Annotated in this window: 18 protein-coding genes; 9 read left to right on the forward strand and 9 right to left on the reverse strand. The window is 45.9% G+C overall.

All coding sequences use genetic code 11. The features are described from left to right. Window positions 1-22 precede the first annotated feature (22 nt). Complete coding sequence (pdhR, locus tag L4D09_RS06745; RefSeq protein ID WP_428456728.1) at window positions 23-796, reverse strand: pyruvate dehydrogenase complex transcriptional repressor PdhR; 774 nt, start codon at window positions 794-796, stop codon at window positions 23-25. Window positions 797-1,121: 325 nt separating this feature from the next. Then, window positions 1,122-1,676, reverse strand: coding sequence for a 1,6-anhydro-N-acetylmuramyl-L-alanine amidase AmpD (gene ampD / locus L4D09_RS06750; protein ID WP_428456729.1), 555 nt, complete (start codon window positions 1,674-1,676; stop codon window positions 1,122-1,124). 212 nt (window positions 1,677-1,888) lie between these two features. Here ampD and nadC point away from each other — a divergent pair, with 212 nt between their 5' ends. The 8 genes from nadC (at window position 1,889) to yacG (ending at window position 9,178) form a co-directional block, all read left to right on the forward strand. Beyond that, entirely contained in the window at window positions 1,889-2,776 is an 888-nt protein-coding gene (gene nadC, locus L4D09_RS06755; RefSeq protein WP_428456823.1) for a carboxylating nicotinate-nucleotide diphosphorylase, read from the forward strand. Window positions 2,777-3,101: 325 nt separating this feature from the next. Next, window positions 3,102-3,551: a pilin gene (locus tag L4D09_RS06760; protein WP_428456730.1), complete on the forward strand. Its 450-nt coding sequence runs from the start codon at window positions 3,102-3,104 to the stop codon at window positions 3,549-3,551. Beyond that, the gene (gene pilB, locus L4D09_RS06765; protein ID WP_428456731.1) at window positions 3,551-5,245 is read left to right on the forward strand and encodes a type IV-A pilus assembly ATPase PilB; all 1,695 of its coding nucleotides are present in this window, start codon (window positions 3,551-3,553) and stop codon (window positions 5,243-5,245) included. The genes L4D09_RS06760 and pilB overlap by 1 nt, the downstream gene beginning before the upstream one ends. Before the next feature lie 40 nt (window positions 5,246-5,285). After that, window positions 5,286-6,506, forward strand: a complete 1,221-nt coding sequence (locus tag L4D09_RS06770; RefSeq protein ID WP_428456732.1) for a type II secretion system F family protein — start codon at window positions 5,286-5,288, stop codon at window positions 6,504-6,506. Between the two features lie 164 nt (window positions 6,507-6,670). After that, window positions 6,671-7,540, forward strand: a complete 870-nt coding sequence (locus L4D09_RS06775; protein ID WP_428456733.1) for a prepilin peptidase — start codon at window positions 6,671-6,673, stop codon at window positions 7,538-7,540. A gap of 3 nt (window positions 7,541-7,543) precedes the next feature. Continuing rightward, a complete protein-coding gene (gene coaE / locus L4D09_RS06780) occupies window positions 7,544-8,152 on the forward strand; it encodes a dephospho-CoA kinase (RefSeq protein WP_428456734.1) in 609 nt (202 codons plus the stop codon). A 61-nt stretch (window positions 8,153-8,213) separates the two neighbouring features. Beyond that, the gene (gene zapD / locus L4D09_RS06785) at window positions 8,214-8,951 is read left to right on the forward strand and encodes a cell division protein ZapD (RefSeq protein ID WP_428456735.1); all 738 of its coding nucleotides are present in this window, start codon (window positions 8,214-8,216) and stop codon (window positions 8,949-8,951) included. Between the two features lie 8 nt (window positions 8,952-8,959). Then, window positions 8,960-9,178: a DNA gyrase inhibitor YacG gene (gene yacG, locus L4D09_RS06790; RefSeq protein ID WP_428456736.1), complete on the forward strand. Its 219-nt coding sequence runs from the start codon at window positions 8,960-8,962 to the stop codon at window positions 9,176-9,178. Between the two features lie 91 nt (window positions 9,179-9,269). Here yacG and mutT read toward each other — a convergent pair whose 3' ends face one another. Beyond that, window positions 9,270-9,668 (reverse strand): 8-oxo-dGTP diphosphatase MutT, encoded by a 399-nt coding sequence (mutT, locus tag L4D09_RS06795; RefSeq protein ID WP_428456737.1) that lies wholly within the window; start codon window positions 9,666-9,668, stop codon window positions 9,270-9,272. A 173-nt stretch (window positions 9,669-9,841) separates the two neighbouring features. Then, a complete protein-coding gene (gene secA / locus L4D09_RS06800; RefSeq protein ID WP_428456738.1) occupies window positions 9,842-12,571 on the reverse strand; it encodes a preprotein translocase subunit SecA in 2,730 nt (909 codons plus the stop codon). 424 nt (window positions 12,572-12,995) lie between these two features. Here secA and L4D09_RS06805 point away from each other — a divergent pair, with 424 nt between their 5' ends. Then, a complete protein-coding gene (locus tag L4D09_RS06805) occupies window positions 12,996-13,451 on the forward strand; it encodes a DUF721 domain-containing protein (RefSeq protein WP_428456739.1) in 456 nt (151 codons plus the stop codon). Window positions 13,452-13,536: 85 nt separating this feature from the next. Here the strand turns inward: L4D09_RS06805 and lpxC are convergent, their stop codons facing one another. From lpxC to murC, 5 genes are all read right to left on the reverse strand, one after another. Beyond that, window positions 13,537-14,454: a UDP-3-O-acyl-N-acetylglucosamine deacetylase gene (gene lpxC / locus L4D09_RS06810; protein ID WP_428456740.1), complete on the reverse strand. Its 918-nt coding sequence runs from the start codon at window positions 14,452-14,454 to the stop codon at window positions 13,537-13,539. Between the two features lie 114 nt (window positions 14,455-14,568). Beyond that, window positions 14,569-15,765 (reverse strand): cell division protein FtsZ, encoded by a 1,197-nt coding sequence (gene ftsZ / locus L4D09_RS06815; protein WP_428456741.1) that lies wholly within the window; start codon window positions 15,763-15,765, stop codon window positions 14,569-14,571. Window positions 15,766-15,799: 34 nt separating this feature from the next. Beyond that, complete coding sequence (ftsA, locus tag L4D09_RS06820) at window positions 15,800-17,056, reverse strand: cell division protein FtsA (RefSeq protein ID WP_428456742.1); 1,257 nt, start codon at window positions 17,054-17,056, stop codon at window positions 15,800-15,802. Window positions 17,057-17,111: 55 nt separating this feature from the next. Further along, window positions 17,112-17,879, reverse strand: a complete 768-nt coding sequence (locus L4D09_RS06825; RefSeq protein WP_428456743.1) for a cell division protein FtsQ/DivIB — start codon at window positions 17,877-17,879, stop codon at window positions 17,112-17,114. A gap of 280 nt (window positions 17,880-18,159) precedes the next feature. Beyond that, window positions 18,160-19,623, reverse strand: coding sequence for a UDP-N-acetylmuramate--L-alanine ligase (gene murC / locus L4D09_RS06830; RefSeq protein ID WP_428456744.1), 1,464 nt, complete (start codon window positions 19,621-19,623; stop codon window positions 18,160-18,162). Window positions 19,624-19,630: the final 7 nt, after the last annotated feature.

Genomic DNA, 19,630 nt, shown 5'->3' on the forward strand with positions numbered 1-19,630 from the left:
CCCACGGCTTATTTTAGGGGCACTAATCCAGCCCGTCCTTGCGTTGTTGAATCCGACGAAGAGAGCGTTCACGTCTGCTATCTTCACGCGATAAATCCAACAGGGTTTCCTCTATATAAGCCAAATGTGCATGCGATGCTTCACGGGCCTTCTCAGGCTCACCAGAAACGATTGCTTGCACAATATTGGCTCGATGCTTTCGCACCTTCCCCGCCACTTCTGGGCGACGGTTCAGGAGCTCAAAGTTTTGTAATACGTTTTGCTCTAGCAATGGGGCAAGGCTACGAATGATATGAAGCAATACGACATTATGCGCAGATTCTGTGACGGCAATTAGGTATTGCATCACGGCGGTTGCTTCGGCTTCTAAATCACCTTGTTGCTGAGCGTCCTGTATCCGCGCATGGCAGTCGCGAATACGGTTAAAATCGTCTTCATTGCCTCGCAGAGCTGCATAGTAAGCAGCTAGCCCCTCTAGGGCGTGGCGAGACTCCAGCAAGTCTAGCTGGGTTTCTGGATGGGCGGCTAAGAGATCTAACAGTGGTTCAGAAAAACTCTGCCATAGTTTTTCAGTCACGAAAGTACCACCACCCTGGCGGCGTGTTAGTAGCTGTTTGGCTTCTAATCGCTGGATAGCTTCACGAACAGAAGGGCGAGAAACATCGAATTGCTTAGCCAGCTCACGTTCTGGCGGCAACTGCTGACCAGGGGATAAAATTCCCTCAAGGATCAGGCGCTCCAGTTCTTGCTCTATCGCATCAGAGAGCTTAGGTTGGCGAATTCGTTTATAAGTCATTTTTATTATGCTTCTTACACTTATAGCGTTCTAGAAAATTCCGGAGTGCGGATAATTGGTATTACCAATTTAACTATACGAAGAAAGTTTACAGAAATAATTGAAGATGTCCACTGACAACTTGACAGAAATCATAGAATGAGAGTGGTTTTAACAAAAATTTCATCTTGTGAAAACTTGTTAAAACATGTTCACTACCAGTATCCAACAGGGTTCAAGCGGATTTGAGACGAAAAAGCACACAATGGTCTGACCAATTTGCTTACATTTTATAACCGCGTATACCGAAAGGGTATGTATCGAAGTTATGCATCAAAGCCATGTACTATTTTACTAGTAGCGACTTATAAGCAAGCCAGTCAAACGCTAACCCAGGATCGGTTTTCCGCCCTGGAGCGATAAACTCATGACCTGTGATACGGCTTTGAATAATTTGAGGGTAACGCGTAACAATAACCCGTGTGAGCGCAGCCAGTGTTAAGTACTGAGCTTGGGTATATGGGAGGGTATCCGTTCCTTCCAACTCTATACCGATAGAGTAATCATTACATTTATCTCGATCGGCGAATTGCGACACACCAGCATGCCAAGCACGGCAATTAAGTGGGACAAACTGAATGATATCGCCATTTCGTCTAATTAAACAGTGCGCAGACACACGAAACTCGGAAATTAACTCGAAATAGGGATGTTCGTCAGGGTTTAGCTGCCCAGTAAATAGCTGTTCAATGTAAGGCCCACCAAATTCACCCGGCGGTAGACTAATGTTGTGGACCACCAGCAACGAAATATCGTCGCTATCAGGCCGTTGATCATAAAAGGGAGAAGGAACATGCTTGACGTTTTCCAGCCAATGCTCTGAATTAATGGTTAAGGTCATCACTAAATCCTGTGCGTCATCATATCAACAGACTTCATTAAGCTTACAATTGTATCAAACATTCATTTTACTTTATGTATAACGCCGCGCTCTCGCTAGGATCTCACCTCATCTCATTGTATGATCCCTGTTATCCCATTGCGGGGCTTTCCACGATGTAAGCTCGCAATAATAAGCAGCTCAACCCATGCTACGGAATTGTCATGACTCAGATGGAAAAGAAGCACGACAGCGAATCGCGCTTAAACTACCTTAAACAGCAGTTACCCCTTGAAATTACCCGAGCCGTCGCCGACACCCTACGGGAAGACTTAGGTGGCGAGATCGATGCCAACCGTGATATCACGGCAAGTTTGATCCCAGCCGACAGTCAAGGTGTTGCAACCATCATCACCCGTGAGCACGGTATTTTCTGTGGCCAAATGTGGGCAGATGAAGTCTTCAAGCAGCTCGGTGGTGACGTGACTATTGAGTGGCATGTTCAAGACGGTGACAAGGTAGAGCCAAACCAAACATTGTGTACCTTATCTGGCCCATCGAGAATGCTGTTAACCGGCGAGCGTAACGCCATGAACTTTATCCAGACGCTATCGGGCTGTGCGACTACCGTTGCCCAATACGCCAAGCAACTGGAAGGAACTGGCTGCCGTCTACTTGATACCCGTAAAACCATTCCGGGCCTGCGCAGTGCGTTGAAATATGCCGTGACTTGCGGTGGCGGTTTCAACCACCGTATCGGCGTATTTGACGCTTACTTAATCAAAGAAAACCACATCATTGCCTGTGGCGGCATCGAACAGGCAATTTCAACGGCGAAACAGCTAAACCCAGGCAAACCGGTTGAGGTTGAAACTGAAAGCCTTGCTGAACTGCAGCAAGCGATTGATGCCGGTGCTGATATCGTCATGCTCGATAACTTTACCACCGAGATGATGCGTGAAGCGGTAGCACTTAACCAAGGCCGTGCGGCATTGGAAAATTCTGGCAATGTAACACTCGAGACAATCCGCGAGTTCGCTGAAACAGGCGTTGATTACATCTCGGTCGGGGCGTTGACCAAACACTTGAAAGCCATGGACTTATCGATGCGCTTTAAGTAAGGCGTACCTTCGCACTACCGATATAACACTACGCGATGGCCTCGGCTATCGCGTTTTTGTATCCAACTTTATTATTAACCTTCTCCCAGCGCTAATCCCCTATTTACCGGTTTCCAGCCTTATTAACCATTCCCTTAGTAAAAAAGCGGATAATCAGTCGCAGCCTTCATTGTAACCTCTGCAACAACAGCATTATTAATCACGACTGCGCCGAGCAATCATTTCCAGCCAATTCAGACAGTTGCAGCAAAACCTTATTCTGAGCTTACCAAAAACATTTTCAGTGGTTAGTGATTGACCGATATAAAGAAATAAGGATTAAAAGATGAAAAAGCAAAATGGCTTTACGTTAATTGAGTTGATGATCGTGGTGGCAATTATTGGGATCATCTCTGCATTTGCTGTTCCAGCCTATCAAGACTATACAAAGAAAGCGACTTTAGCAGAATTTCCAAAAGCAGCATCTGCCGTAAAACTTGCTGTTGAACTTTGCGCTCATGAGAACGCTTCTGATGGAACTGCATTTAAGGCTAACTGTATTTCAGCTAAAGATTATGTTCCAGCAGAATTCATATTGAATGATATGAAAATAACAGCCGCAGGTGGTACAGGTGACAATGATGTAGCAATCACAATTAAAGCAAATGCTGCAAAAGGCCCTATAGCCAAAGATGAAGCATATGTTATGAATGCAACATATAGTAATGACGGCATCACTTGGGTAACATCATGCAAAGATGCTAGTGATAAAGCACAAACAACTTATTGCCCATAATGCACTCCAATCTCGCCTCTATTCTGCACCAAGCTAATTTACTCAGCGTGGTGCAGCAGCAGCAAGTGGTGGATTTCGCCCAAGCAGAAGGCACGTCAGTGCCTTCTGCTTTGGTGCAACTAGGCATTATGGGCAGCACCGAACTGGCTCGCCAGCTGGAAATCATCTTTGCTATCGCCTTGGTAGATATACACCAGTACGACTACAGTGAATGCTGCAAGTCGTTAAGCCAGCGAGACTTAGTGCTGCAACACAAAGTGCTGCCACTACAAGCCAATGACCATACCATCTTCATTGGCTTGAGCGATCCCACCCAGATGAACGCGTTGGATGAATTGCGTTTTGCTACTGGTAAAAACATTGAGCCGATGTTGCTGGATCATAAACAGCTAGAAGCAGCCATTCGCCGGGTATATGGCAGTGATATTAAAGGCGCAGAGCAAAATCAGCGTAGTGTTAGTGATGCCGATTTGGTTGAGCTAGTTGATTTAAGCGATGGCGAATTACTCGATGATGCTACCGATATCACCCAAGACAGCGCCCCCGTTACGCGCTATATCAACCAAGTCTTAATGGATGCTGTAAGAAAGAAAGCCTCTGATATTCACTTTGAACCGTACGAGGAAACATTTCGGATCCGCTTTCGCTGTGACGGTATCTTACATCAGCATGCCACCCCAGCTGCTCACCTTTCGCGTCGACTATCAACGCGGCTTAAGGTGATGTCGAAACTCAATATTGCCGAGCGCCGCCAGCCACAAGATGGGCGGATCAAGCTCAGGCTATCGACAACACTGGCGATTGATTTACGGGTTTCCACCCTTCCGACATTATGGGGGGAAAAGGTAGTATTACGGATTTTAGACAGCTCCAGTGCCAACCTCGACATTGACCTCTTGGGCTACAACGACAAACAAAAGCAGGACTACTTAGCTGCGCTGCAGCAACCACAAGGCATGATACTAATGACCGGACCTACGGGTAGCGGCAAAACCGTGTCACTCTATACCGGCCTGAATATCATCAATACAGATGAGCGCAATATTTCGACGGCAGAAGATCCGGTAGAAATTAATTTACCGGGGATCAACCAAGTTCAGATCAACACCACCGTGGGGCTGGGCTTTGCCGAAGCATTGCGATCGTTTCTTCGTCAAGATCCCGATATTGTGATGGTTGGCGAAATCCGCGATCTCGAAACTGGCGGCATTGCGGTTAAAGCTGCACAAACGGGCCATCTGGTGCTTTCAACCCTGCACACCAATTCTGCCGCCGAAACCATTACCCGTTTGACCAATATGGGAATTGAAGACTTCAACCTCGCCTCATCCCTTAGCTTGATCATCGCCCAACGATTGGCACGTCGCTTATGCCCATCCTGCAAACAAGAACATGATCTCGATAATTTCATGCGCGATAGATTGATGATCCCAGCAACAGCCACATTGTACCAAGCTCACGCTCAAGGCTGCGATGAGTGTAATAAGGGCTATATGGGACGTGTTGGCATTTATGAAGTCATGCCGTTCTCTCGTCAATTGTCTGAGGCACTAATGCGTGGGGCAAGCACGCTTGAATTAGAAGACATTGCTTGCCAGCAAGGCATGCAAAAGCTGCAACACTCAGGTATCGAGAAGTTATGTAACGGGGTCACCAGCCTTAACGAATTACAGCGTGTATTGCACTTTAGCTAAATATCTTCCCCCCGAACAAACCACCGAGAAGGATAATGTTATGGCACAAGCCAGTAAAATTCGCTATTACCACTGGCGCGGTGTCAATCAAGCCGGTAAAAAGCTGTCTGGAGTGATCCTCGGTTTTCAAGAGCAAGAAGTTAGGGCTAAGCTCAGCGAACAAATGATCCAAGTAAAAAAGATCAAACATCGCCCCCCCTCTTCATTTAGCAAAATGAAGAACCAACTGACACCAGCTGACATCACCGCTTTAACCCGACAATTGTCGACCATGATCGCCTCTGGTGTCCCAGTTGTTCAATCGTTAAAACTGATCGCAGAAAGCCACCACAAAGCAGAAGGTCGGGCTACTTTGTCACAAATTACCATTCAAGTAGAATCAGGTGCCTCCCTTTCCCGTGCCATGCGTAATAGCTCGCCGTTGTTCGATAATTTTTATTGTGACTTGGTCAATACTGGTGAGCAGACCGGCCACCTTGCCGAAGTGTTTGATCGCATCGCGACCTATCGTGAGAAAAATGAAGCAATGCGTAAAAAGGTGATCAAAGCCATGATCTACCCCACCATGGTGACCTTAACAGCCATTGGGGTGACAATAATGATGCTGGTCTTTGTGATCCCGCAATTTGCCAGTATTTTTAGTAGCTTTGGCGCAGAGCTTCCTTGGTTTACCCGCCAAGTGATCATCATTTCTGACGGGCTGATCAATTACGGGGTTTATCTCAGTATCGCCCTTGGCTTGACGTTATTTTTATTCAGTTACAGCTATCGACGTTCTGCTAAAACCAAACTCACGATCCACCGGCTCAACCTGAGCATCCCAATCATTGGGACTGTATTGCTAAAAGCAACCATTGCCCGATTTGCCCGCACCCTTGCCACAACCTTTAGCGCGGGTATTCCACTGCTAGACGGCCTCCATGCGGCAGGCAAAACCGCAGGAAACCGATATATCGAACAAGCCATGTTGGAAGCCCATGCCAGTACAGCAGCGGGCATGCCGTTACACATTGCACTCCGACAAAGTAACGTGTTTCCAGAGCTCATGTTACAGATGACAATGATTGGTGAAGAGTCGGGATCGCTGGATGACATGCTCAACAAGATGGCAACCCTATACGAAAATGATGTGGATAATACCGTCGATAATCTGGGTAAGATCCTTGAGCCGCTGATTATTATCTTTTTAGGAGGGTTAATTGGTGGACTACTTATTGCGATGTATATGCCGATCTTCAAGCTAATGAGTGTCATCGGCTAAACAGCAACGTATATAGCAAGTCCATTGCACAATAATGGCAAGACAAAGTAAAAGCTAAAATATACGCCAAACACATACTCTTTATCGGAACTAGGGCTTAGGTTCTAGGATCTGATCGAGGATTCCCCTACAATAACCTCAATGATTTATATGAGATACCGTTCATGGAACTACTGACCTTCTACCCTTGGCTATATCCTGTTTTGGCTGCTGTTTTTGGCCTTCTCGTCGGTAGTTTTCTTAATGTTGTCATTTACCGCCTTCCCATCATGATGGAGCGGGAATGGAAGTCTGATTGTGCTGAATGCTTTCCTGAATTTGGCGCAGTAGAAACCACATCGCCCTTTAATTTAAGCGTACCACGCTCACGCTGCCCGCATTGCCAACATCCAATAAGCATGTGGGAAAATATTCCAGTGATCAGCTGGTTAATCCTGAAAGGTCGCTGTAAACATTGCCAAGCTAAAATCGGTGCCCGCTACCCTGCCGTCGAGCTATTGACCGCCGTCATTGCAACCACGGTTGCTGTAATGCTGCCAATGTCAGAATGGTCAATCGCGGTTATTTTCTTTAGTTTTGCATTGATAGCCTTAACCTTTATCGATATCGATAAAATGCTGCTTCCAGATCAAATTACCCTGCCGTTGCTGTGGGCTGGTTTACTTGTTGCGCTGCTCGGTTGGTCTCCGGTTTCTTTACACGATGCCGTTATCGGTGCAATGGCCGGCTACCTCGCTCTTTGGAGTGTTTACTGGCTGTTTAAGTTATTGACGGGTAAAGAAGGCATGGGCTATGGCGATTTTAAATTACTTGCCACATTAGGTGCTTGGTTAGGCTGGCAATTACTACCTTTTGTTGTATTACTGTCATCATTGGTTGGCGCTATTTGTGGCATCATATTAATGCGAGTACAACAATCTGATAGCCAAACCCCTTTCTCTTTTGGTCCTTACCTAGCAATTGCAGGCTGGATAGCAATTTTATGGGGCGAACCTTTGCTCAACTGGTATCTAACTGCGTATGTGGGACTTTAATTTATGACAATCGTCATCGGATTAACAGGCGGGATTGGCAGCGGTAAGACCACTGTAGCCAACTTATTCGCCGATTACAGCATTGATATTATTGATGCTGATGTGGTCGCGAGAGAGATCGTGGCACCCGGTTCAGCCGGATTACAAGCGATCGAAGAAAAATTAGGCTCTGACATACTACTGACAGATGGTAATCTAGACCGCAGTAAGCTAAGAGCAGCAATATTCAGCGATGATAATTTGAAGCATTGGCTTAATGAGTTACTGCACCCGATGATCAGACAAAAAATGCAGGCTGATATTCAGCAAACAACATCACCTTATTGCTTACTCGTTATTCCTTTAATGGTTGAGAATAACCTTCAAACAATGACTAATCGCTTGCTGGTTGTGGATGTCGATGAAGACACCCAGATAGCACGAACGACTCAGCGCGACGGTGTTGATATTGAGCAAGTCAAAAGCATCTTAGCTTCTCAGGCATCGCGACAAGAACGCTTAGCCGTTGCTGATGATGTCATTAGTAATAATGGTGACAGTGCCAGCCTTGATGAACAAGTGTTAGCATTACACCAGCAATACCTAGCGATGTCTCAATCGTCGCCATCATAACAAACCCATATCTACGCAAATCGATTGCGTAGCAACGTCAACTGTCATTTAGGTAATTGCTATGCAAGTTAACCGTTTTGAGCATCCACTTAATGAAAAGGTTCGCATTTACCTTCGTCTGGAATATTTAATTCGTCAGATGACGCATGCCAGCCAACTCAATGATCAGTGGCAGCACCAAATTTTCTTCCGAGCATTATTCGATTTACTCGAAATCCTCGATCAGATCCAGCTCAAAGCAGAGCTCGCCAAAGATCTTGATAAACAGCGAAGTAAATTGAAAAACTGGTTAAATATTGAAGGCGTCGATCAAAGTGCATTACTTCAGCTGCTTGATAAGCTCGAAGCCGCTCAGCACCAATTACTCACGGCCAACCGCTTGGGACAAGCATTACGGGAAGATCGCTTTTTAGGCGGTATTAAGCAACGGTTTTCAATCCCTGGCGGCAGCTGTTGTTTCGACTTACCCACGCTTCACCATTGGTTACACCTGCCTTTAGCCCACAAGCAAAGCAATATGAAAGGTTGGCTCCTGCATATTGATGAACTGACTGTCGCGCTAAATTTATGGCTAAGGCTGGTACGGGAATCAAGTCATTACCAACCGCAAATCGCCAGAGGTGGTTTTTTTCAGCATGATGCCGAAGATGCCTGCTTACTGCGATTAGATATTTGCCCAAGCCATGGCGTTTATCCTATGATATCAGGTCACCGCAGTCGCTTTGCTGTTCGCTTCTTACCGTTTGAGGAAGGGGCAGCCATCGCTGAAACAATTGAATTTAAATTAGCTATTTGCTGAGGTTCCCTGTGACGCAATCATCTACCCCTTCAACGAAAGTCACTATTGTGAAGTGCCCAACCTGTAAAACCGAGGTTGAGTGGGGAGAGCAAAGCCCTTTCCGTCCATTCTGCTGCAAGCGCTGCCAGCTTATTGATCTTGGTGAATGGGCAGAAGAAGAAAAAGCCATTCCAGGCGCGCCTGATCTGTCCGACTCTGATGGCTGGTCTGAAGATATGGGCTACTAACAACTCCCTGACGCCAAGATCCGCTGATTCGTTCACAAGGATCTTGGCTTTAGATTATCGTCAATGGCCGACGATTAGCCTACTCTCTTAATCAACGCGACATCAATTTCTGCAACACTACATTGTTTGCTTCAGGGAAAGCATACTCAGAAAGTGCCGATAAGGCGACCCACTCACCCGGCTGCCCCTCTTTACCAAAGGCTTCGCCTTCGAAAGCTTTGATCAAGAAGAAATCAAACTTCAGTGCTTTTTCAGGATAGTCATGCTCTAGTGCGATGAAATGCTCTAACGTCGTGGCATGAATACCTACTTCTTCCTGAAGTTCACGGATCACCGCCTGCTCGGCTGTCTCACCAGCTTCCACTTTACCGCCCGCAAACTCCCAAAAACCACCTTTATGGGCTTTTGCCGCACGTTGAGTAATAAAGACTTGATCTTGTTCAGCATTCAGAATGATTCCTGCTGATATCCATATTTGTTTCTTTTCCAATGTATAACGCCTATTTTTCTACTATCAACCAGGATAAGTAAATGATCATTCATTGTGCAGGATAAGTCAGCACCAACAAGAAAGAGCACATACTTATTTCAATTATAAATAAACAGATTTAAAAAAGGCCGCTAAGCGGCCTTTTTACAGTAACAAACAATGCTGTTGATCAATTAGTTGATCTTACCGTGACACTGCTTGTACTTCTTACCAGAACCACATGGACAAGGTTCATTTCGACCCACCTTGCGATCTTCTCGCTGGTAAGGAGCTGACTCATCGTCTTGCTCTGTGCTTTCATCTGCAATCTGATTATCAGCATTTTGGTGTTGGAATTGCTGACGGCGTGCAAGCTCTTCTGCTTGACGACGACGCTCTTCTTCCACACGTTCAACTTCTTCTTGCTGCTGAACACGTACTTTACTCAGGATAGCAATCACATCAGATTTTAAGCTTTCCAGCATTTCTTCAAACAGTTCAAACGATTCGCGCTTGTATTCCTGTTTCGGGTTCTTCTGTGCATAGCCACGTAAGTGAATACCTTGGCGCAAATGGTCCATTGCAGCAAGGTGCTCTTTCCAAAGCGTATCAAGGTTCTGTAGCATTACCGTCTTCTCGAAGTTACGCAGTACTTCCGCACCAACGACTTCTTCTTTCTGACGATAAACGCTGACTGCCGTTTCTACGATACGCTCACGTAATGCTTCTTCGTAAAGCTTATCTTCAGTGTCTAGCCACTCTTGGATTGGTAATTCCAAGTCGTAATCCGCTTTTAGTCGCTCTTCAAGACCTGCGATATCCCACATTTCTTCCAAAGACTGCTGAGGAATATAGCCATCAATAACCGACTGAATCACATCTTCGCGATTTTGCTCAATCATATCGCTGATATTATCAGCATTCATCAGCTCATCACGTAGCTCATAAACCACCTTACGCTGGTCATTGGCAACATCATCAAACTCAAGTAACTGTTTACGAATATCGAAGTTACGGCCTTCAACTTTACGTTGTGCATTCTCGATAGCTTTCGTTACCCATGGGTGTTCAATGGCTTCACCTTCTTCCATACCCAGCTTCTTCATCATGTTTGATACACGATCCGAGGCAAAGATACGCATCAGGCCATCTTCCATCGACAGATAAAAACGCGATGAACCAGCATCACCCTGACGACCAGAACGACCACGTAGCTGGTTATCGATACGGCGAGATTCATGACGCTCAGTACCAATGATATGCAGGCCACCAGCAGCTAATACCGCTTCGTGAGCATCTTGCCATTTAGCTTTGATCTGAGCAATTTGCTCATCTGTCGGGTTTTCAATCTTCGCAATTTCACTTTGCCAAGCACCACCAAGTACGATATCCGTACCACGGCCGGCCATGTTAGTCGCGATTGTTACAGCGCCTGAAGAACCCGCTTGAGCAACAATGTCTGCTTCACGTTCGTGGAACTTAGCATTGAGTACTTCGTGCTTAATGCCTTGTTTCTTCAGTGCATTAGATAAAAGTTCTGATTTTTCAATCGAAACGGTACCAACCAATACAGGCTGGCCTTTCTCAACACGCTCTTTAATGTCTTCGCTAATCGCAGCAAACTTCTCAAGCTCTGTCATGTAAACCAAATCACCCATGTCATCACGGATCATCGGTTTATTGGTTGGTAGAACAACCGTTTCCAAACCATAAATTGATTGGAATTCAAAAGCTTCTGTATCAGCAGTACCTGTCATACCTGACAGTTTGTTATACAGACGGAAGTAGTTCTGGAAGGTAATAGACGCTAACGTTTGGTTTTCGTTCTGGATTTTCACGCCTTCTTTGGCTTCAACCGCTTGATGAAGACCTTCAGACCAACGACGCCCAGGCATAGTACGGCCAGTGTGTTCATCAACAATAACCACTTCATCGTCTTTAACGATGTAGTCAACGTCACGCTCAAACAATACATGGGCACGTAGGGCAGCGTTTACATGGTGCAGTAGACTGATATTAGCAGGTGAGTACAGGGTATCACCTTCTTCCATCATGCTGTTTTGCTTAAGCAGATCTTCAACAAACTCTTGACCATTTTCTGTCAGGTGAGTTTGCTTCGATTTTTCATCAACCGTGTAGTGGCCTTCGCCACGGTACTCTTCGCTGTCTTCCTGATCCTGCCTTACCAGCTGTGGGATCAGGGTATTGATCTTGGTGTAAAGCTCTGAGCTATCTTCTGCAGGACCCGAGATAATGAGTGGTGTACGTGCTTCATCGATTAGGATGGAATCGACTTCATCGACAACAGCAAAGAAACGCTCACGCTGTACGCGATCTTCAGCACGGAAAGCCATGTTGTCACGCAAGTAGTCAAAGCCAAACTCATTGTTTGTGCCGTACAAGATATCAGCTTGGTACGCTTCTTTTTTCGCCTGAGGGGCCATGTTTGGCACGTTGACGCCAACCGACATTCCTAGGAATTCAAACAATGCACGGTTAGTTTCGGCATCACGTGCAGCCAAATAGTCATTAACGGTAACAATGTGGACACCTTTACCGGTCAAGGCATTCAAATAAGCCGGTAAGGTTGCTGTTAGGGTTTTACCTTCACCTGTACGCATTTCTGCGATCTGGCAGTTGTTCAATACCATACCGCCGATCAACTGTACGTCAAAGTGACGCATACCGAACACACGCTTGGAGGCTTCACGAACCGTTGCAAAGGCTTCTGGTAAAAGTAGGTCAAGGTTCTCACCTTGTTCTATGCGCTCACGGAATTCAACCGTTTTGGCTTTTAACTCTTCGTCTTGGAGGCTCTCGAATTGAGGCTCGAGCTTGTTGATTTGGTCAACAATTTTGCGCATACGACGCAGTGTGCGGTCGTTACGGCTACCGATAACTTTGGTCAGTAGTTTTGATAACATGGCTATGCCGTTTTCTCTTTGTTATTTCAGCTACAGTAATGGCTGAATCGCTTAATCTGAATTTTTCAACCGGGATTGTACCAAACCAAGCTATACACTTAGTTCAGACTTCTATCATCCCTGTCCCGTCTAAATCCGTCACGTAAGTGACAACGGAAGCCGATCCGAAAAACTGTGGTTAAAAATGATATTGTGGTTTTACCCGACAATTTCAAGGGGGAGTATGAAAACAATCCTAGAGTTTGCAATATATATCACTATCCATATTTGAACATTCTAGCCTTGCTAACAGGAGGCACTCCCCGCCAGACTTGATATAATAAGCCATATTGACAGTGTCGCCTATGGCAAATCCCTTAGGTAGACTTACCATATGTGAAAAATTAGAACTTAGCCCCTACTTTTTGCTCAGGAACGATTAGCTATGCGCGATCATCGCCCTCAAACGACAGCAGACTTACTTGATGACAGCCAACTTGGCAACATCCAACAGCGTGCTATTGCTTTAAGTAAGCTCAATAAAGCCGTTAAACTGCACCTCGATTGTGCTGAGTTTTGCCGCGTTAGCAATTACCGCCAAGGGATACTGATCATTGAAACGGCATCAGCCGCTTGGTCAATGCGCCTGAACTACGAACGCAATACCTTGATCAATAAACTGCGTGAAAAGTTACTGCCTAATTTGGCTCGCATCGATATCAAAGTGAATCCCGAGCTGGCAGCAGTGACAGTCATTAAAGAAGATAAAACGCCCGATATTGTCCGCAAACCTATCTCACCATTAGCCGCTCAATATTTATTACATACCGCCCAAGATGCACCAGATAAAATCAAAAAGCGACTTGAGCGTATTGCGGCGCTGTCAGCTAAGAAAAGCTAAGTCAAAAAACTCTAGCCCTGATATACAAAAACGCCGAACAAAGTTCGGCGTTTTTTAATTCTGTTGGCAACACTACCTATTCGATTTAGGCAAGTACCATTCCTGGCTGAGCAAATGTCACCGGCACTTCATGTTCTTCGTTAAAGGTCGACCATTCATAAGCTTCTTGATCAGCTAGCACTGCTCGCAGTAGCTTATTGTTCAGGGCATGACCTGATTTAAACGCGACCATTTCACCAATGATATTGTGGCCACACATGTACAAGTCACCGATAGCATCAAGTACTTTATGTGTCACAAGTTCATTGTCGAAGCGTAAACCGTCATCATTCAAAATACGGTAATCATCTAATACAATGGCATTATCAAAACTGCCGCCCAGCGCTAAGTTCTGAGACTGAAGGTATTCGATATCACGCATAAAGCCAAATGTGCGGGCACGACTAATATCTTTAACGAAAGACTGGCTAGAAAAATCTAACACTAAACGCTGTTGCTCTGATTCAATCGCCGGATGATTAAAGTCGATAGCGAAATCAAGACGGAAACCGTTATGAGGGCGAAGTTCAGCCCACTTATCGCCATCTTCGACGCGAACAGTTTTCTTGATACGTAAGAAACGCTTAGGAGCATTCAACGTATCAATACCAGCAGACTGAAGCAGATAAATAAACGGGCTGGCGCTACCATCCATAATTGGAATTTCAGGCGCATCCACTTCGATAATAACATTATCGATACCCATACCAGCTAATGCCGCATTTAGGTGCTCAACAGTTGAGATACGTACACCATCCTCGTTAACCAAGGCAGTGCATAACATGGTGTCGCGCACAGAATCTGCATTTGCTGGAAAATCAACAGGCGGATTCATATCTGTACGACGGTAAATAACACCCGTGTTGGCAGCAGCCGGACGTAGAATAAGCGTGACTTTACGCCCTGAGTGAAGTCCCACTCCGGTCGTTTGCACAATGCTTTTCAAAGTACGTTGTCTGATCATCTGCTTATCTCAACTATTATTTTGCCAATATGCCACCTTTTACCCTGCCAAAGCACGGTAAAAGGTCGGACATGATATCACTTTTTAACCAATATCCCAACTTATTTACGCAGGCTAGTCAGCTTGCTTGCGTAAAAATGCAGGGATATCAAGGTAGTCGTGATCTGCTTGAGGCTTCGCTTTCGCTGCCGTAGACGCTGCCGCTGGCTGAGAAGCTGACTCTGTCACTGGCGCAGATTGCGTCAATGGAGCAGGCTTTGCTTCTTCCATTGCAGGCGTTGGCGTCGCTGTTTTCTCTTGAGCAACAGCTTGAACCGGCTTCGACGTTGTTACCAACGTAATATCAGGCTTAGACTCTTTGCCAATACCTGTCGCAACAACCGTTACACGCAGTTCATCAGACATTTCAGGGTCAAGCGATGTACCGATAACCACGGTCGCATTGTCTGAAGCAAATGCCTTCACTGTGTTACCCACAGTTTCAAACTCGTCTAGACGCATGTCCATGCCCGCTGTAATGTTAACAAGCACACCACGCGCACCAGCAAGATCGATATCTTCAAGCAACGGGCTAGAAATTGCCATTTCAGCCGCTTCTTCAGCACGATCATCACCAGTAGCCATACCGCTACCCATCATCGCATGACCCATTTCAGACATTACAGTTCGAACATCCGCAAAGTCGACGTTGATCATACCAGGGCGAGTAATTAGCTCTGCAATACCTTGAACAGCATTACGCAGTACGTCATTTGCTTTCGCAAATGCGTCTAGCAATGTAATGCCACGGCCAAGTACTTTCAGCAACTTCTCGTTAGGTATGGTGATTAGAGAATCAACATGCTTCGACAGCTCTTCAATACCTTGTTCAGCAAACGCCATGCGTTTCTTGCCTTCAAAGCTGAATGGCTTCGTCACAACCGCAACGGTTAGAATACCTAACTCTTTTGCTACTTCAGCAATGATTGGCGCTGCACCAGTACCGGTACCGCCCCCCATGCCAGCAGCAATGAAAATCATATCAGAACCTTGAAGCTCTGCTTTGATTGCTTCACGATCTTCCAGTGCAGAATCACGGCCCACTTGTGGGTTCGCGCCAGCGCCCAAACCTTTAGTGATATCACCACCGATCTGGATTACTGTACTAACACTACTTTTACGAAGTGCTTGAGCATCAGTATTTACACTGATGAACTCAACGCCTTCAATCGACTCACGTACCATGTGATCGACAGCATTACCGCCGCCGCCGCCAACGCCAATGACCTTAATTACCGCTTCATCAGACATTTCCATCATCGGTTCAAACATTTGTTCTCTCCGTTCATCCTGTTCGCATCAGGTTTTAAAATTCTTTTCTTAGCCAACCACTAATCTTAGTGAAAATACCTGTCACCGATCGTTTCGGCTCCAAATCACTATCATCAAATGTTTGACTGTCCTTTCCATAATGCAGTAATCCTACTGCAGTCGCATAACGCGGAGACTGAACATGCTCAGTCAGGCCAGACACTTCCAAGGGAAGCCCTACCCTTACTTGGTTACGGAAGACACGCTCTGCGCATTCAACCAAACCTTCCATCTGAGCAGCACCACCCGTCAGGACAATGCCTGCAGCCAACTGGTGCTTGACGCCCGCATTACGCAGTTGTTCTTGTTTTTCTATCAGCTTCTGATTAACCAGCCCAAGCAATTCGCTATAACGAGGCTCTATCACTTCCGCCAATGTTTGGCTTTGTAAGCTTCGCGAAGGTCGACCACCAACACTCGGTACATCAACTTTTGCGTCCTTACTCACCAGCTCGCTCAGTGCGCAGCCATATTTCACTTTAATCTCTTCAGCATCACTTGGAGGTGTACCGAAAGCATAAGCAATATCACTGGTTACTACGTTGCCGGCATAAGGGATAACTTCAGCATGGCGCAATGCACCACCGGTCCATATTGCGAGATCCATGGTGCCACCACCGATATCAACAACACAAACCCCAAGCTCTCTCTCATCAGCCGTTAGTACTGCATGACTGGCAGCTAACCCTGAGAAAATCAGGTGATCAACTTTCAAATCACACCGCTCTACCGCTTTAACGATATTACGTGCCATGTCGTTATGGCAAGTAATCAAATGAACACTCGCTTCCATCCGTACACCTGATAAACCAACAGGGTTTTTTATTCCCTCCTGATAATCAATAGCAAATTCCTGAGGAATTACATGTAAAGTTTTATGTTCATCGCTAATTTTTACTGACTTCGCTGTATGAATAACATTGTCAACGTCGTCTTGCGTTACCTCTTTGTCAGAGATTGGCACCATGCCTTTCTCGTTCTGGCAACGTATATGCTTACCGGATAATGACAAAAATACCGAGGAGATCTGGCAGTCGGCCATCAATTCAGCTTTATAAACCGCACTCTGAACTGACTTAACAACGGACTCAAGGTCATTAACCCCACCTTTGTCCATACCACCAGATGAGCTGCTGCCTTCACCAATGACGTTCACACCGCCATCAGGCAACACTTCCCCGACCAAAGCACAGACTTTGGAAGTGCCAATATCTAGGCCTACTATCAGTTTTTTATCTGTCGCCTTCGTCATTAGCGCACGCTCTTATTGTTCGACTCGGCCAAACAGTCCGTCAATAAAGCCGAGACTATTTAGTTTCGTTTTGCTCTGGATCGTCTGTCCAGCCAACAGCAGCCCCTGTATCGTAACGTAAGTCTACGTACTCAATGGCTTTTCCTTGCTGCTCCAATTCTGGGTATAAGCTAATAAAGCGGTTAAGCCGCTCCATTCTTGCTTCACGTCCCAGTTCAAGCCTGATGCCGTTTGTTAACCAAACTCGCCAGGCTCGACGTTCGTTTAATGCCAGCGTAGCAATTTCAAAGCCCGCAAGCTGTAATCTTGGTTGCATTTCGTGCATCGCGCTCAATACTTGCTGACTTGAGCCTTCTGGTCCTGCCAAGCCGATAAGCGACTTACCCGCTTGTTCTAAAGGCGCATAAAATACATCGCCACTGGTATTGACCAAATACTGCTCATTCCAGAACGCTACTGGCTCGTGTTCAACCAAAAAAACTTTCAGCGTTTCTGGCCACTGCTTACGAACTGCAGCTCGAGCAATCCACGGCATCGACTCTAGCGCATGTTGGATGTCATCGACATCTTGGGTCATAAAACTGCCCAGTTGCTCTAGCTGTAAGATCCCATCTCGCACATCGTTTGGCGTGAGGTAGCTTAATTCACCCTGTATCACAAGTTGTGATAAGGGGAGTCGATTTGCATCTGTCATCCAGTTTATTGCAGCACTAAAAATCCAAGCAACAAAAATGATAACAAAGACAAAAAAAGCCAATCCCCCCCAGCGCCCAATCGCAACTGTAGGTGATCGTGGTATTTTATTTAAGACACTATCAGCCATAAATAGTTTTTACCTTTACCAAAATAGCCGATATTTCCCGAAAAAGTGGGTTCTATACTACCTTTTCGTATCGAGAAGCGAGCAACTTATTGAGCAAAGTTGGACGATTATACCGACCAACCAGCAGCACTCCAACACCTGTTACTCGATTCCTTGCACATCCTGAGAGCAAGACCTAAGAATTTGGCCAAAAACAACCAAGCTTACAATATCGCTAAGTGTTCGTATAACTTAGTTTTTCTGATTTTTTTAGAGTTATCAACCAAGCATTAATAAACCATTATTGACTCTGACGCATTTCAGCAATATTTAACTTCATGTCAGCCAATTGACGCGCAATTTTGCCTACATCTCCAGCACCTTGTGTCAATAACAGGTCGTCATTCTGCAAAATATTGGCAAGTGCTGATGGTAATGCGTCGTTATTTGGTACAAAAATCGGGTCTATTTTGCCACGCCCACGAATCGTACGACATAGTGCACGGCCATCCGCACCTGCGATTGGTGCTTCACCTGCCGAATAAACATCGAGCATCACCAAAACATCAACCTGCTCTAACACGTTAGCAAAATCATCATATAAGTCACGCGTTCGGCTAAAGCGGTGTGGCTGGAAAATCATCACCAAACGCTTTTCATCCCAACCAGCACGAGCTGCCTGAATAGTCACGTCAACTTCACTTGGATGATGACCGTAGTCATCAACTAACATGACTTTACCATTTCCGGTCTCAAATTCACCCAGTTGATCAAAGCGACGTCCCGTACCTTCAAATTCGACCAAGGCGCGAATAAGCGCGTCGTCAGCAACGCCTTCTTCAGTTGCAGCAGCAACGGCAGCCGTGGCGTTAAGTGCATTGTGCTTACCAGGAATGTTCAATTTCACTTTCAGCGCAGGCTTACCTTTACGCAGAATGGAGAAATGTCCCTGTTGGCCGTACTGACAATAATCAACCAATCGAACATCGGCATCCTCAGAAAAACCATAAGTGATCACCTGACGGCCAATCTTCGGTAGTAGCTCACGTACAACCGGATCATCGATACACATAATCGCCAGCCCGTAGAATGGTAAATTATGTAAAAAATCAATGAAGGTCTGCTTCAGTACTTCAAAGTCACCGCCATAAGTATCCATATGATCAGCTTCAATGTTAGTTACGACACAAACCATTGGCTGTAAATGCAAGAATGAGGCATCACTTTCGTCGGCTTCTGCAATTAAGTAACGGCTTGAACCTAAGCGCGCATTCGTGCCTGCACTTTTCACTAAACCGCCATTCACAAACGTTGGATCAAGACCCGCTTCTGAATAAATTTGGGTCATTAGTGCTGTGGTCGTTGTTTTACCATGCGTTCCTGCGATTGCGATACCATGGCGGTAGCGCATCAGTTCCGCCAACATTTCGGCACGGCGAACAACAGGAATACGTAGCTCGCGAGCTGCGACAAGCTCAGGGTTATCTTGTGAGATTGCCGTCGATACCACAACCACACTGGCCTGCTCAACATTCTCGCTACGATGACCAAAGAACACCTCGGCCCCTTTGCTTTCAAGACGGTTAGTTACGGCGTTCGGTGCAATGTCAGAGCCGCTGATCCGATAGCCTTCATTGACCAAGACCTCAGCAATGCCACTCATTCCGGCACCACCGATACCAACAAAGTGAATACGCTCAACACGGCGCATCTCTGGCACCATAGTTCTAATTTTTGCTAATTGCTGGTTATCCAGTTTACTCATCACTTTG

This window comes from Photobacterium makurazakiensis, assembly GCF_050336715.1.
Taxonomy (GTDB): domain Bacteria; phylum Pseudomonadota; class Gammaproteobacteria; order Enterobacterales; family Vibrionaceae; genus Photobacterium; species Photobacterium makurazakiensis.